The following is a 15,702-nucleotide window of genomic DNA, read 5'->3' on the forward strand; positions in this document are numbered from 1 at the left end:
TCACATTTTTTTAATTGTTATTGCTCCGATTGTATCTGTATGGGCAGTAGCCAGAAGAATACCAAAATCATCCTCTTCATCAATATGCAGGTTTCTAGCTTGAATAATCCGATTATCCCCTTCAGATGTCATATTAAAAAAGACAGGGAAAAGATAGGAAGAAGTATATTCCTGCTGTGTCTTGGGCATGGTCAGTGAGACAGCTGGGAGTTGTGGATTATTATAATAGTCCGTATCATAACAGAATGAATAGTGTTCACGATCTATTTCTGTTAACAGACCGGCATAAACACCTTTTATATAGACTTTGGCAGATCGACTCATATGTGTGTCTATTATTGAATATGAATACTAAGTCCTAAAGTTTTCAGGACATTAAAAAGAACATCGAAGCGGGGATTACCACTTCCACGTTCCAAGCGGACCAAAGCGTTAATCCCTATTCCTGCAAGAGTGGCCAACGTAGACTGATCCAACCCCAACTCCTTACGCCTTTCGCGAATATGTTTTCCTATCTCTATTAAATCCATAATTCACCATATATAGAAACTTTCTCACAAAGATAGAATCTTTTTAGTATAAAAACAAGTAAATTCACCATATACAGTGAATTTGCACATAAATAGCATAGTATTAAAGCATACTATCATGCTTTTCACCATATATGGTGATTTAAAAGAGATACATGCTTATAAAGGAAAGACATTGATTGCTGAAAGAAGTGCCAACATGAAGAATTGTATATTTTACCTATCCTGCTCTTTATATTTCGAGCCCTTCCTTGCACTTCATGAAAAACGCCCTCCATTTAGAGTTACAGATTTCGCAAATAACACAAAATAGGCATTATTAGCAAACAAGTTACAATAAAAGCAGTTAATCAAAAGCATAAATAGCTATCATATCACAAAGGATATATCAGATTGCTATTTATAAATAGGCAGTAGAAAAAGACAAACCAGCTCAATATATCCTCTTCAAAAACCAAGTTTAGCTTCCTTTAAAAGAAACCGATGGTTTGATTATAGCAAACGGACGGTTTGTTTAAACCAAACGGAGGGTTTGATTACGGCAAACGGATGGTTTAGTTACACCATATCGTGCATATTTCAAGGAAATAAATACAAGATAAAGAGAGATAATGCATATTCTTGCAATTGTTCATGCAGTTTATTTTCTGTTTGGCCCTTTTCTTTCTTTCCTTTTTTCGTGAAGTTCTTAAAAACAGAACAGATTCCCCGTTATATGAAAGTACCTTGTATCCGGAGACAGGCAGAAACTTTCATATAACGGGGAATTCTATTTCATATTCTCAATGAAGAGAATCCATGAAGAGAATCAACGATTCTCGGTATCTTTCATACAACGCACGGAGAATGCATGGGAACGACCGGAGGAATGTGTCCAGGTCTTATCGGAGACTTTATAATACAGAGAAGTAGCTCCCTGATCCTTGTCATTTCCATAACTGCTAGCCGATGAGTTAGACCAATAGCAAGCGGCTCCCTTAGCGGTATCCAATCCTGTATTATTACCATTATTACCACCGTTGGAACCCCACTTACAACCTGCCAACGGCCAATATGCGTAATTCGTACCGTCATAGCAATATTTAAATACCGCAGTTGCGCTCTGTTTCACAAATTCTCCTTTCTGCTCTATCTCATCCAATACTCGGGGAGATACAACCCGGTAGCCTTTCGGACAAGGATCATAAATAGATTTATGACCGTCAGAAGGATTGAGATAAGTGCTCGATTCATTCGGGTTACCCCAGAAGTCATCTTTACGATCGGTACGTGCACCAGTCCATGCACCCAGATACCAGTCGGATTTTGTATTCTCCACATTATTGGTATAAAGCAACGCACGGGGATTTTCTATAGAGAAGCGGACGTTGGTGGCTTCGGTAGGTATATTAGTACCCACGGATCCCGACCAGCCGACCGGCGTAGGACGTCCCCATTGGAAGTAAACACCGTTTTGCTTCCAGTTGTCTCCTTCACACGTCATATAAGTACCCAGATTACGATCCAACACTACATATCCCGTATTACCATAAGGGTGTTCTGCCGGAGTAGGGGTCATCCAGATAATAAAACTCCAGATGACGGTAGTCTGATCCGCTCCATAGATAGCCACCTGACCGCAACCGCCGTCATAGCCTCCGCTTACTTTATAGGCATTGATCGTAATATTGTAATCACTGCCAATAGGGGAGATGTCCGTAGTAGAGCCATTTACGGCAATCATCTTATGATCCTTATTCAAATCGCAACCTAGAATAGTCTTGGCATACTTGGGTTCTTCCACTTCCATGAAGTTACCACGTGCCTTCACACTAATCGTATTGCTCACGCCACTGGTAGAAATATTCGTCAACAGACAGTTGGACTCGCCATAAGCCCATCCTCCTGCCAATAAACGTGTCTCTACCGGCTCATACCATTCGCAGGAGTTATCCGAAAGTTTCAGGTTGTTGACAGCAATCGTATTGACAGCATTGGCTTTCAGTTGCTTTCCTTCTTTGAGAATAGGAATGGTAACAGTCTGCTGGTCATTCTCCAGAGTGATGACAATGTACACTTCTTTGCCACTTAAATCGGCAGGATATGTAGTCAGGTATATATCCTGTGCGGAAGCGAGCAGTTCGGGAGTAGTCAGTGAAACAGTGGCATACGGTTTCACATCCGGACCGTAAGTCAGTTCGTCCGTATCCAAATCTGCTGTGAATACACCGGAAAGAGGAGTTTTTGTCTCCTTGTCATATAAAGAAACGCTCTTGAGCTTGTACGTAGAAAGCTCCTGGGATGAGATGCTGAACTTCACATACGCCATCGCATGGTTCAACGTAAATTTAGCAAGCATATCCGGACCGCTGACCGTAGCCTTGGCAAACGCAAAACCATACTTTCCAATATGATGGCTATCGCCGGGACGGCTTTGTTCCTGCTCAACAGACAGGGTAGAAGTTATCTTGTTGCCATTTTCGGCCAGTTCCGTACTTGCCCGGTAAGGATAGTAAATAAGAAGCTCCGTAGCTCCTTCTTCCGCCATCTTCACGTCGTCCGAAGTAAAGACGCCGGAGTTCTGCCCGATCGACTCATCACTTAATAAAGACTGCACATTATTGATGTCGGTCCCTGCCGTACGGGAGAAAACACCCAAGGCATCCCCTTCGCTCCAAATCACCGGATAAACGTCACCTGTTTTGTCACCGATAGAAATACGTGTCTGCGGAGACGAGAGTCCAACCAATGTCAGACATGAACCTGCCGTTGCCGGTTCTTTGCCGTTATCGGACGAAATAAGTTCGTCCTGCGTGCAACTTGTCATCATGAGAATCATTGCACCTATTGCAAATAATCTATTTTTCATACCATTCATTCTTTTGAGTTACACCATTCTTTACCATTCATTCTCTTCCAAATCACCGGCAGAACCGCCGTCACTCCATGCTCCTTCCGTTCCTGAAGCTTTCCAGGTCTGGAAAGCGGAACACACGGCACGCCCTTCGGCATTATAGGCGATAATCGCACTGATGTAATTCACTCCCGGACGTAATCCTTCGGTGATTTTACGCGTATAGGGCAGAGATACGGGTTCTCCGTTCTCTTCTACAAATTTCACCAGTTTCACTTCAATGTTATAGTCAAAACCGATGTCGGCCACGGGATAGAATTCAATGACTTTCGCTCCGAACGTAGTTCCTGTTTGCTGCTCGGAAGTAATCAGAGCCGTATTGTCCGCAATCTCCGAAACTGTCAGGTTCATGGTGGGAATGACACGCGGAGCCGAATCATCCTTGTCCGAACAGGAGGCAGTTATCAGCAGTAGTACGAAGATAAATGCCATGCTAATATGTAAGTTCTTCATAATCATATTGTATTAGTTTTATTTTTGTAGATTCTTATACCGCAGCAACGCTTCTAAAAAGTAATAATCGGCATACGTCAGGGGGACATCCACTTCGCTTTTATCAGGAAGTGCACCCACGCTGTGCTTCAGGATGAAACATTCGTTCGTACCCGGTTCTGCCAGATACTCTTTCGAGGCAAGCGTACGGAGTTGCTTTTCTGCCATGGCAAAATAAGATTCCTTGGCTTCCGTGCCGGGGATATAACGGCTTAGTTCGATAAAGGCGGAGGCCATGATAGCCGCAGCGGAAGCATCCCGATAGGTCTGTTCTTCTACCGGAGCGTCGAAATCCCAGTAAGGAATACCGTCGGCAGGCAAACGGCGGAGCAGCATATCGGCAATATGTCCGGCTTGCAACAGATAGTTCTGATACCCCGTCAAGCGGAACATCATCGTATAGCTATACAAGGCCCATGCCTGTCCGCGGCTCCAGGAGGAATCGTCCGAGAAGCCCTGCACCGTTTGTTTGCCGCGCACTGCACCCGTTTCAGGATCATAATCCACCAGATGATACGTGGAATAATCATCCCGGAAGTGATGCTGGATAGTGGTATTGGCATGCGTACAGGCAATGTTCTGCAAGGAGTCGTCGGCGTAGGCTTTCGACATGGACAACAGCAGTTCAAGGTTCATCATATTGTCAATAATCACCGGGAACTTCCAGTCGCAACCTTTGCGTACAAAGTCCCAGCTACGAATCACACCGGCAATAGGGTTGAAGCGGGTTGACAAGGATTTGGCGCCCTGATAGAGCACTTGTTTATAAGCCTCATTACCTGTCAACCGGAAAGCATTCCCGTAACTGCAATTCAACTGGAAACCGACATCATGATCCCTGGTCACGTATTGTATAGAGTCGAGTTTCAGCGTGTTCTTCTCGGCCAGTGTTTTCACTGCTTCATTGCCTGTATATTCGTAGATATACCAGAGGGAACCGGGATAGAAGCCGCTGCACCACCAATAAATATTCGAGGGAACAAACTCACCGTCGGCAGAGAGTGTGCGGGGAAGTGTCTTTTCTGTCAAGCGGGTGTCCATAGTCGTGTATTGTTGCTCTGCAACGGTAAATACACGGTCAATCAATGCCTCCATCGGCTCCTGCTTCGTGCAGGAGGCCAATGTCAAAAGTCCGAGTATAGATATTAATAGGATTCTCATACGTTCCATTCTTTTTTATTTAGGGGACAGGGTTGTGGTAAATGTGGCGGTCTGATTGGCGGTGACCGTTGCTTCAAAGCCGACCATATAGGTGCCCGGATTAGCCTGGTCATAAGAGTTCTCGCTGGTAGTACTCCATTGCTTGTAGGTAGGCTTCACGCTTCCGCTGGCTGTGAGATACATCACTTTGCTTCCGTTCGTTAGTACGATGCGGTTACTTTCCACCGTCGGAACGGCAGGCGTTACCATACACCAGCGCACTTTAGCGGATTTATCTGTTCTCGCCTTGATCTCATCCATGACTACTAAATCTTTATCGTTCACGATTTTCACGGTACGGGTAGCGGACGCCGCCTGATCGGACACTACTTCAGTCAGATCGAAAGTGGCTCCCAATTCCGTAGCGGTATTGATGGTAGTAGTCAGTGTAGCCACCCCATTTACCCGGTGACGGGCGTCGTTGATTGAAATCGTGCTATGATTCAAGTTATTCAGGCGGAATACATCCCAACGCATCGAGTTCTGTCCCATATCCCAAAGATTACCACCCAAAGCTGACAATTTCGACTCGAGCGTTGTATAACTTTGCAGACCGAAATCCATCGACCAGCGCACTCCATACGCGTCGTACACAAACGAACCGGCATCCATGTGTCCGTGGCTCGAACCTGCCTTGCCACCTTTGATTCCGAGGTATTTATCCGTATCAGTGTACGTCCAGTCGGTATGTACCATCACTACGGGCGTTTCCCCTTTTCCACTCCATAATTTATTGGAAGGAGCGGAGATTGCGTCCAGATTCAGATTATTGGCAAACGCCATAATCATCGGTAACAGGCGGTTTTCGGCACAGGAAGCGTATTCACCGTTCTTCAGCATTTTCAGTTCATTATATAATAAGGATGGATTACTGTATTTATCGGCAAACCACCACGAAGCCAATGCCGCAGTAGAGGAGGGGGCACAGTCGGAATAATTAAAGAACTTGCTGTTCAAGCCTGTCATATACAGCATATATTCTGCCGTTTTAGAGAATCCCGGTGTATCGGAAAGCCCGTTATCCGTGCCGAGCGTACTGTTGAGGGCGGCAAGCATCAATACCTGATAGAGCGTGCCGTAACACCAGTAACCGCTGCCCTCCGGATAGTTGCCGTCGGGAGAGTACATCACTTCCAATGCAGGTTTGTTGGATTCCAATGCCTTTTCAATCATGTCCTTTGCTTCGGAAGGATTGTTTTCATAAGAAGCCAGTGCCGCACAGACCAGTCCGCCATTACAAACCTGGTTCCAGTTGTTGGTGGCTTCGTAGAAGTTGAGGTTCCAGTTCTTGTTCTGCGCCTGTTGGAAGGCAAACTTCAACAGTGCGTTGGCCGCTTTTGTACGGGTGGCTGCACTTAGTTCGTTGTAGAGCCAGTCGTAGCCGAACGCAACAGCCGTAGCCATTTCGCCCACATCGAGAAAGTGACGTTTCGAGTTCCAGTCGGGAAAGTTGCAGACAGCGTTCATATCCGTTTCCGCTTTAGTCAGGTATTTGGTATCGCCGGTCATCCGGTAGGCATAAGCACAGGTGAAAATACGCAGTAACGCGTCGCGGGACACATCGAGGATACGTTTGTTGCTGGCATCCAATTTATAAGTCAGTGCCGTGGCGTTCATCCCTTTACTGTTGCATACACTCATAATGGTATTATGGAGCAAGGTCAGATTGGCACTCGAATTGGCATCCACTTTGGCTTTCAACGCAGTGAAGGCCTCGGCGTTCATCAACAGGCGGGGATGATTGTCCGCAGTCAGTTTGGAATAATCCAGTCCGCCCTCCGGCTCCGTGGGATTCGGTTTCTCATGGGTAGATCCCGGACGGAATCTGTTCTCATCTTCATCGGAACAACTAACGGCTGTTCCTACAAAGAAAGCTATGATGATTGTTTTAAAAAGAATCGTTTTCATGGTTCAATGAATTTATTTGTATTACTACTTCAAAGGAATAAGTCGTACTTTCAGTTGCGAGGCACGATTGGCAGGAATCACCGTCTCAAAACCCACGCGGATGGTTCCCGGATTGCGGAAATCATATTCATGCGGGGGCACGTTCGACCAGGTTTTCATTTCTACTTCCGTATCGGCATCTACCGTCAATAGCATCCGTTGTCCGTCTTTGGTTAATTCCATCCGGTTCTTGCCCGTTATTTTGGCTTCCGCCGGAGTGACCATGATCCAGGATACGGCAGCTTCCTTGTCCCCCGTCTCCAACCGGTCGGTTACTTCCAGATGGTCTTTCTGATCCAATATCACGGTGCGGACGACTTTCTTCACGCTGTTGGCAAACACACTCGACAGGTCTACTTCCGCCCCTTTCTGTTTCTTCGACTCGAAAGTACGGGTGATCGGAGCATTACTCTTTACCAAATGGCGTTCGCCGTTAATCGTCAGGGTGTTGTGAGCGATATTGCTTAGCCGGAATACTTCCCAGCGTTGTCCGTTCTGCGACATATTCCACAGGTCTACTCCCTTACTTTCGAGCGTGATGTAACTCTGCATACCCAAGTCCATCGCCCAACGCACCCCGTCTCTCTCGAAGATAAACGAACCGGCATCCATGTGCGCATGAGAGGTAGAAGGCGAACCGCCTTTCACTCCCAGATAGGTATCTTCCTTGCTGTCCCATCCGCCACGGTAGATAAACACAGGCGTATCTCCTCGACTGAACCAAAAGTTTCTCTTCGGCTTGCCGATATGCTTCAAATCGAGCTGCGAACAGAACACCAGCAGGCTGGGCAGTAAACGGTCTTCGGCAAACTGCATATCCGGCCGGTCGAGATACTGACGTTCGATCCACAACAGGGAAAGGTCTTTCGCTTTGCCTGCAAACCAAAACATCATCATGTTGCACTCCGCCTCTACCGGAGAGTCCGAGAAACAGAAACAATCTCCGCCCGGAGCCGTCATATACTGCATGAAACGGGCAGACTCCATGAAACCGGGGGCTTGGGAGAGCCCATTGTCTGTGCCGAAAGCACTTTCGAGCGCAGCAATGAGCATTACCTGAAAACTTGTCCCGTACCCCCAATATCCGAATCCTTCGGGATAACCTCCGTCGGGGCCATAACCTACCATCGCTTTCGGATTTGTCTCCATGCATTTCTCTATGATGCCTTTCGATACTTCCGGAATCTCTTCAAAAAGAGCCAGCGCGCCATACGCCAATCCACTATTACATACGGAATTCCAGTTGTTCTTAGCTGTATAGAACCAGGCATGACGGGTGTTCTTTGCCGCGTCGAAGCCTTTCGCGATGATTGCTTCGCGCACTACCCGGCGGGTGTCGGGCTGCAAAGAATCGTACAGCCAGTCATAACCGATAGCCAATGCCATTACCATCTCACCCACATCCAGGAAATGAGTGGGGTTCCAGTCGGTGAAACGACTGACGGCCAGCATCTCCTGTTCCGCACGGTGAGCATATTTCTTATCTCCCGTCATACGGTAAGCGTATGAGAGGTAATAGATACGCTTCAATGCGATGCGCGAAATCGCCAGCAGGCGTTTACCCTCTTTGATACGTTCCACAGGCTGTTCCGTAAGTGTCCGGTCGCAAAGTTCCATGATCCGCTGGTGAACAGTGGCCAACGGGGGATACTCCGCAATGGCTTTCCTGATGGCTTCTTCTCCTCCCGCCGGCAATAACAACCGGGGATGAGGCGCTATCTTGCCATAATCAAACTGTTGCGCAACTACACCCGTGTAACCGGATACAAAAATGAGTAATAGTAAAAGTATTTTCTTCATCCTTATTCAAATCTTTATGATTAATACGCCCAACCGCTTCGTTTAGTCAGGTTCGGGTTCTTTTGCGTTTCAGAGATAGGAGCAGTCCATGGCCACATGTAATCGGTGTAATACCAGTTATACTCTGCCAGTTCGCCCCACCAGGATTTGCCGCCATTGATGTCTTTCCCCTGGAATTTGGTTTCTTTGTAGGTTCCCCAACGTACTTCATCGAAGAAGTTGATTCCTTCCAGGCAGAATTCCACGCGACGTTCGTAACGTATCCTTTCGAGCATGTCTTCTTTTCCGTTCACTGCGCACGGACCGCTTCCACCCTCTGTCAGTGCAGGCATGTGGGCACGGGTACGTACTTTATTCACCAGGCGGATGGCTTCTCCCATCTGATCGGTCTGCGCCAATGCTTCGGCATACTGCAACAATACATCAGTATAGCGAATCAACGGCCAGTCGGTATGGCAACGGCTCCGGCTAATCAAACGGCCTTTCTCAAACTCATTGTACTTGCGATAGCAGTAGAAAGCAGAAGTACGTTTATCGAGCCAGAAGTCTCCACCATTCGTGCCCTGTTCCTTCAACGGCCAACGGAGTTGTTTACCGATCTGGTTGGCATCTCCTGCATAATTAGGCTTGTAGCAGTCTACCGGCACATAAGGAGTGACGACGGTCTGTTGCAGACGCGGGTCACGACTGTTATACGCCTTTTTGATGCGGGCTTCATTACCGCTGTTCAGGTAATATTTCTGATAGATATCTTCGCCTACCCGTTTGATAAGCGCATTCTTTTGTGAGGACATGGATTCCAGTCCGTCACGGCAGAAGAAGATTTCACGCTGTTTTGGAGTCAGCAAGTCCCAGTCTTGCAGGCCGTCTACTTCCGACCATTTGAAGTCCGATCCGTCGGCGTTCTTATAGTAGTCCACAAAGTCTGCGGAAGGTTTTATTTCCGTCCAGCCATCATACGTATCGCGAGCGCCAGTCATTTGCTGAATGTTATCACAATAACCGGTTTCTTCGCTGAACTGGAGCGAGAAGATCATTTCTTTGTCTTTCTCGTTTTCATATTTGAAGAAGTCGGCATATTCGCCTGTCCACAAGCCATAACCACACGTTTCCACTTCTTTGAAATCGTTGCCTGCTTCCTTGTATTGCTTCTTCCACATATATACCATACCACGCAGGGCATAAGCGGCACCTTTAGAAGGACGGCCGTAGTTTTCATTCAGCGTGTTATTGGGGAAATCGGGATTGTTGATGCAATACGTCAAATCATCCAGAATCACTTGCCATACCTCATCCACCGAAGATTGGCCACGGGTACAGTCTTCATTATTGATGGGTTCCAGATAAACGGGAACACCCTGATAAAGCATATTCAGACGATTGTACGCCCAGGCACGGAGGAAACGGGCTTCGCATTGGTAACGTGCCAGTTTATTAGCGCTCATATCTGCTTTATGCAGATTGGCAATCGCATCGTTACACGCATGGATGATGGTGTAACAGAACTTCCATTCATACCACACCTGAAAGTCATTGGCAGGCTTGGTAGCCAGCGAAAGCAGTTCCACCGGATAGTTGTTGGAATAATAATCGGTTGCAAAGCTCATGGCTTCGATTCCCTGACGGTTCAGTCCGTCGGCACGGCGAAGCTGGGTGGAGGAGAGTTGGGTGGCATAGAACGGGAAGTAGAGTCCTGCCATTCCCTTGTCGGCAAGCTCCTCCGTGGTCCACATGTTTTCACTTGCTATTTGGTCTTCCGGAGCCACATCGAGAATATCCATGCAGGAGGTAGCCGCCAGCGCCATCGTTAAAATCATTAATATCTTTTTCATATCAGATTCTGTTTTTTAGTTCTACATCATTAAAAGGTAATCTGTCCGCCAAAAGAGATCTGACGCATCAACGGATAACCGATAGCAGTTCCTATTTCCGGATCGAGTCCCGGATAACTGGTGATCGTCAGGATATTGTCCATCGACACGAAAGCACGGAGCTTATTAACAAAGAACTTGCTGGAAATCCGTTGCGGCAACGTATAGCCGATCTGGATATTCTTCAACTTGAAGTAGTCGCCCTTATATTCGTTCCAGTCGCTCTGGATTCTGTTATTATAGGTAGTACCGTATGTCAGGCGGGGATATTTGCCCCACTGGTTGGTACGCGGATCGTCCGGGTTGGAAGGATCGAAGAAGTAATGGTTATCGGCGATATGCTCAATAATGCCATATCCGTGGCTGACCAGCGTCGAGTTGTAGTAATCCGTATTCCAGTTGAGGTAATGCCCGAAAGCTCCCGACCATAACATGGAGAAATCAATGTTCTTGTAAGAGAAAGCACAGTTGAAACCCAGATTGAATTTCGGGACACTGGTGTGTCCGGAGAAATCCCGGTCGTTGGTATCGCCGTAGTTCATATCACCGTTGCTGTCGGCATAGAGTATGTCACCATACCAAAGCTGGTCTTTGGCAACCGTCTTCATTCCTCCGAACGAATAACCGGAGTCAATCATGGCCTGCACCCATACCATATCTCCTTTCGTACGTATCATTCCGTCCTTCGGTCCCGCATGGATATCCACCGCACCTCCGGTATAGCCTTCGCCGGAACCTCTGTACACCTTATACATATAGGTTTCTCCCAGTTGGCGGCCTTCGCAGATGTAGCCTCCGAAACCAGATTCAGACACATCACTGAAGTTGTTGACATAGCTCACTTTGTTTCCCTGTGCATCATACGTCCAGTATTTCTGGAGTTCGCCTTTGAACTTCATCACTTTGTTGGCGTTGAAAGAGAAGTTCATACCCACTCGGTATTCGAAATCTTTTCCGATACGGTCGTTCCAGTTGAGGGTAAATTCAACACCACGGTTGCGCACTTCACCCAAATTCTCGGGAGCAGAGCCTACAACACCCATCGAAAGATAGAGTTCGGGATGGTAGAGAATGTCCGAAGTATACTTATTATAATAGTCTATCTCACCCGTCAGGCGGTGGTTGAAGAAGCCGAAATCAAGTCCGATGTCGGTGGTGGCGGTACTTTCCCAATGCAGCTTGTCGTTGCTTAGTTTCTTGCGTACCAATCCTTTGGTTCCTTCACCGTCGATTACAACATTGCCTGTGGCGTAGTTTGCCTGCCAGTCGTAGTTGCCCGTTGAGTTGTTACCTGTCTTTCCCCAGGAAACACGGAGTTTCAGGTTAGAGAGATAGTCCGATGCTCCCTGCATGAACGATTCTTCCGAAATACGCCATCCACCGGAGAACGAGGGGAAATATCCCCAACGCTGGTTCACACCGAAACGGGAGGAGGCATCGGCACGAAGGTTGGCTTCGAAGAGATAACGCCCTTTATATCCGTAGTTGACACGGCCGAAATAAGAGAGCAATCCCCATTTGGCAGGTGCCGAGCTGGAAGAGCTGACGAGCGTCTCGTAAGTGCTTAGTTCGTTCAGCGTCCAGTCCGTAGCGCCTTTACGGGAAACGGCAAAGCTCTTGCTGTAATATTCCTGTGCAGAATATCCGAGCAGTGCGCCCAGATCGTGGTCTTTCTTGATGGTTGTATTGTAGCGTACCAGTATTTCGGCACTCTGACGCCAGGTGCGTGCGCTCGTATTGGTGATGGAAGCGTTCTCCAACGCGCTTTCGCTGACACGCTGGTCGGTGACGTAGTCCCAATAACCATTTTGGCGGCTATAAGAAGACTTGTCGGTGAATGTCGGCGAATAGTTGAAAGTACCTTCAATGTTGAGCCCTTTATAGGGAGTGATAATTCCGTAGACTGATGCGTTGAGACGCCATACGGTATTGAAACCGGTGGCTCCTGCCATCTGACCGAAGATATTATTGGCATTGGAAGATTCTTCGCTGGCTAGCGCGGCACGTCCCCAGTAGTTCGGTTCGCCGGGATATACACCCGGAGTGGTCTGATAGAGATACTTGAATCCGTTGCTGATATTAGCCATCCCGTAATCTTGCTTTTGTCCGTAGAGACGGGTGCCGACGGTCATCCATTTCACTATCTTGGCTTCCAGGTTGGTACGGAAATTGATTTTCTGCGTACTTGAGTCGAGGTTCCAGCGGTTCATGACTCCCTGATTGTCGAGATAGCCTAAGGAAAGCATGTATTTCACTTTCTCCGAACTGCCGGAGACAGACAGGTTGTGCTCTTGCGAATATCCGGTGTCGAATACTTCGTCGAACCAATCGGTGTTGGGATAAGCCACGTAATTGGGTACTCCGTACTCGTTCAACCCGTTCGGATCGGCAGAAGCAGCCCTCCAGCGGTCGATGCTTTCCTGCGAGAAGATGCCTTTGGTATTCACATTGTCGCAAGCCTCGTTCACCAGTCCCATATAACGGGCATAGTCGCTTACGAAAGAGAGGTTGTTGTAGGGCATCTGCACGACTCCCGAATAAGAATAGGAGATTTGCGGTTTACCTTTTCCGCTTTTGGTGGTGATGAGGATCACTCCGTTAGCGGCACGCGTACCGTAAATAGCTGTTGAGGCAGCGTCTTTCAGTACGGAGATACTTTCAATGTCGTTGGGGTTCACGTTGTCCATGCTCCATTCAATACCGTCTACCAGTACCAATGGGGAGTTGGTATTGAACGTACCGTTACCACGCACGCGGATGGTGGCGCCGTCCGATCCGGGTTGTCCCGAAGCCTGCGTCACGTTCATACCGGCAGCGAGTCCCGAAAGAGCGGAAGAAACACTCATGATGGGACGTCCCTCCGTCTGGTCGGCAAAGTTGATGGAAGTCACGGAGCCGGTCAGGTTCACTTTCTTCTGCACACCGTAACCCACTACCACTACTTCATCCAGTATTTTCGTTTCCACCTTCATCTGGACGTCGAGTTTCGTGCGTCCGTTCAAGGGAAGCGTGGTGGTCTGATAACCAATGTAACTGAAAGAAACAGAAGGTTTGGCAGAAGTTGTTTTTAAGGTGTAGTGCCCGTTCAGGTCTGTCAGGACACCGTTCGTTGTACCTACTTCGACGACGGAAACACCCGGCAGGGTTTCTCCATTCTCATCGATCACTACTCCACTTACTGTAGCAGATGTCTGTGCCCACACCACATCTGTCAGTAAAAAGAGCGAAGCCAATAAAAATAATAGATAGTGCTTCTTTTTCATTTTATTAAATTTAATGAAACAATTAGGTTGTTAAATACTCACAATGCAAAGAAATGGGATATTTAACCAACCTAATAATACTGTCTAGGCGATTGATGCCACTAATTAAGAAAATTCGGCGGAGAATGGAAAGGAAAAACAAGCTTTTAAGATTTCGACCAGCTTTTATCAGAAAATGACTAGCTAGTTTTATTCCATATTTAAAAATAGGTTGTATTTTTGCCTGATACCTATATAATTATTCGTCGAATATCTAATAAAAACAGTATGAAAAAACATTTTCTACTTCTTATTTTATCACTTTTATTCCTGCCGATTGCACAAGGCAAAGTAAAACTCCCTGCAATGATGGGAGATCACATGGTACTTCAACAGAACAGCTCCGTTAAGTTATGGGGGTGGGCGGACGGCAAAAAAGTAACCGTCACCACTTCGTGGAACAACCGGACTTATCAGGCATCTACGGATAAAGACGGGGCCTGGCTGGTAAAAGTAGACACTCCCGAAGGGGGTTATACACCTTATTCTATTACTATCAGTGACGGCACTCCGGTCACTCTCTCGGATATACTGATAGGGGAGGTGTGGATCTGCTCCGGACAGTCGAACATGGAAATGCGCATGATGGGAAATGCAGCGCAACCCATTGACAACTCGCTTGAAACGTTACTGAACTCGGGAAATTATCGTGACCGTATCCGTTTTATTACCGTACCGAGAACCAATGATACAGAGCGCCGCACGGATTTCGAGAAAAGAAAATGGGAAGTATCGTCACCCGAAACGACCATTGATTGCAGTGCCGCCGCCTATTTCTTTGCCCGCCAACTGACTGAAAGTCTCCATCTCCCGGTAGGGCTGGTTATCAACAGTTGGGGAGGTTCGGCGATCGAGGCATGGATGGATGAACCGACATTGAAAACCGTTGAAGGTATGAATATTGAAGCTGCCAAAAATCCTAAAAGAGGAGTGCACCAACGTCTGGAATGTCTGTACAATTCGATGTTATGGCCTGTTAAGAACTTCACGGCAAAGGGTTTCCTCTGGTATCAGGGAGAATCGAACATATCCAACTATCAATTCTATGCTCCGATGATGACTGCCATGGTGCAGCTATGGAGAAATGTATGGGAGGCTCCCGATATGCCTTTCTATTATGTGCAGATTGCTCCTTACAAATATGAAAACAGCAGCAATACGGGGGCTGCTTTATTGCGTGAAGCACAGATGGAAGCACTGAAAACGATTCCTAATTCGGGCATGGTCCCCACTACGGATATCGGTGATGAATTCTGCATCCATCCGCCACAGAAGGATGTAGTAGGGCTTCGGTTGGCTACACTTGCATTGACTAAAACATACGGTATCCGCCGATTGCCATCCAACGGTCCGACGATGACCAAAGTGGACTATGCGGACAAAAAGGCTATAGTGACATTTGATAATGCACCTGTGGGGTTGTTTCCTACTTTCTCCGAACTGGAAGGATTCGAGATTGCGGGAGCGGACAAGAAGTTCTATCCGGCGAAAGCAAAGATTGTTGGACGTACCAACACAGTAGAAGTGTGGAGTGAAGAGGTAGCCCAACCGGTTGCCGTGCGCTATGCTTTCCGTAATTATGTGGGAAATATCACGCTGCGGAATACTTTCGGATTGAGTGCTTTCCCGTTCCGCACGGATACGTGGGACGACGTGAAATAAAGGAA

Annotated in this window: 10 protein-coding genes; 1 reads left to right on the top strand and 9 read right to left on the bottom strand. The window is 47.2% G+C overall.

The features are described from left to right. The 9 genes from BSAG_RS07025 to BSAG_RS06985 all read right to left on the bottom strand — a co-directional run bounded on the left by BSAG_RS07025 (window position 1) and on the right by BSAG_RS06985 (window position 13,996). Window positions 1-324, bottom strand: coding sequence for a HipA N-terminal domain-containing protein (locus tag BSAG_RS07025; protein ID WP_008016571.1), 324 nt, complete (start codon window positions 322-324; stop codon window positions 1-3). Between the two features lie 11 nt (window positions 325-335). Next, window positions 336-530, bottom strand: a complete 195-nt coding sequence (locus tag BSAG_RS07020; RefSeq protein ID WP_004316118.1) for a helix-turn-helix domain-containing protein — start codon at window positions 528-530, stop codon at window positions 336-338. An 808-nt stretch (window positions 531-1,338) separates the two neighbouring features. Then, entirely contained in the window at window positions 1,339-3,378 is a 2,040-nt protein-coding gene (locus BSAG_RS07015; RefSeq protein ID WP_008016568.1) for a fimbrillin family protein, read from the bottom strand. 30 nt (window positions 3,379-3,408) lie between these two features. Beyond that, a complete protein-coding gene (locus tag BSAG_RS07010) occupies window positions 3,409-3,882 on the bottom strand; it encodes a hypothetical protein (RefSeq protein WP_004316116.1) in 474 nt (157 codons plus the stop codon). Window positions 3,883-3,894: 12 nt separating this feature from the next. Then, window positions 3,895-5,076: a glycoside hydrolase family 88 protein gene (locus BSAG_RS07005; protein WP_008997653.1), complete on the bottom strand. Its 1,182-nt coding sequence runs from the start codon at window positions 5,074-5,076 to the stop codon at window positions 3,895-3,897. A gap of 15 nt (window positions 5,077-5,091) precedes the next feature. Continuing rightward, window positions 5,092-7,023 (bottom strand): heparinase II/III family protein, encoded by a 1,932-nt coding sequence (locus BSAG_RS07000; RefSeq protein ID WP_004316114.1) that lies wholly within the window; start codon window positions 7,021-7,023, stop codon window positions 5,092-5,094. Window positions 7,024-7,047: 24 nt separating this feature from the next. Beyond that, a complete protein-coding gene (locus BSAG_RS06995; RefSeq protein WP_004316113.1) occupies window positions 7,048-8,862 on the bottom strand; it encodes a heparinase II/III family protein in 1,815 nt (604 codons plus the stop codon). A gap of 20 nt (window positions 8,863-8,882) precedes the next feature. Beyond that, the gene (locus tag BSAG_RS06990; protein WP_004316112.1) at window positions 8,883-10,694 is read right to left on the bottom strand and encodes a RagB/SusD family nutrient uptake outer membrane protein; all 1,812 of its coding nucleotides are present in this window, start codon (window positions 10,692-10,694) and stop codon (window positions 8,883-8,885) included. 29 nt (window positions 10,695-10,723) lie between these two features. Next, window positions 10,724-13,996: a SusC/RagA family TonB-linked outer membrane protein gene (locus BSAG_RS06985; RefSeq protein WP_004316111.1), complete on the bottom strand. Its 3,273-nt coding sequence runs from the start codon at window positions 13,994-13,996 to the stop codon at window positions 10,724-10,726. 267 nt (window positions 13,997-14,263) lie between these two features. On the opposite strand from BSAG_RS06985, the gene BSAG_RS06980 reads away from it, so the two are divergent. Continuing rightward, entirely contained in the window at window positions 14,264-15,697 is a 1,434-nt protein-coding gene (locus BSAG_RS06980; RefSeq protein ID WP_004316110.1) for a sialate O-acetylesterase, read from the top strand. Window positions 15,698-15,702 lie beyond the last annotated feature (5 nt).

The sequence above is a fragment of the Bacteroides sp. D1 genome (assembly GCF_000157095.2).
GTDB classification, from domain to species: domain Bacteria; phylum Bacteroidota; class Bacteroidia; order Bacteroidales; family Bacteroidaceae; genus Bacteroides; species Bacteroides xylanisolvens.

What these genes read in the sequence shown, in the direction of transcription:
- BSAG_RS07025 (WP_008016571.1), bottom strand. Translation starts at nt 324, where the DNA reads ATGAGTCGATCTGCCAAAGTCTATATAAAAGGTGTTTATGCCGGTCTG.
- BSAG_RS07020 (WP_004316118.1), bottom strand. Translation starts at nt 530, where the DNA reads ATGGATTTAATAGAGATAGGAAAACATATTCGCGAAAGGCGTAAGGAG.
- BSAG_RS07015 (WP_008016568.1), bottom strand. Translation starts at nt 3,378, where the DNA reads ATGAAAAATAGATTATTTGCAATAGGTGCAATGATTCTCATGATGACA.
- BSAG_RS07010 (WP_004316116.1), bottom strand. Translation starts at nt 3,882, where the DNA reads ATGATTATGAAGAACTTACATATTAGCATGGCATTTATCTTCGTACTA.
- BSAG_RS07005 (WP_008997653.1), bottom strand. Translation starts at nt 5,076, where the DNA reads ATGAGAATCCTATTAATATCTATACTCGGACTTTTGACATTGGCCTCC.
- BSAG_RS07000 (WP_004316114.1), bottom strand. Translation starts at nt 7,023, where the DNA reads ATGAAAACGATTCTTTTTAAAACAATCATCATAGCTTTCTTTGTAGGA.
- BSAG_RS06995 (WP_004316113.1), bottom strand. Translation starts at nt 8,862, where the DNA reads ATGAAGAAAATACTTTTACTATTACTCATTTTTGTATCCGGTTACACG.
- BSAG_RS06990 (WP_004316112.1), bottom strand. Translation starts at nt 10,694, where the DNA reads ATGAAAAAGATATTAATGATTTTAACGATGGCGCTGGCGGCTACCTCC.
- BSAG_RS06985 (WP_004316111.1), bottom strand. Translation starts at nt 13,996, where the DNA reads ATGAAAAAGAAGCACTATCTATTATTTTTATTGGCTTCGCTCTTTTTA.
- BSAG_RS06980 (WP_004316110.1), top strand. Translation starts at nt 14,264, where the DNA reads ATGAAAAAACATTTTCTACTTCTTATTTTATCACTTTTATTCCTGCCG.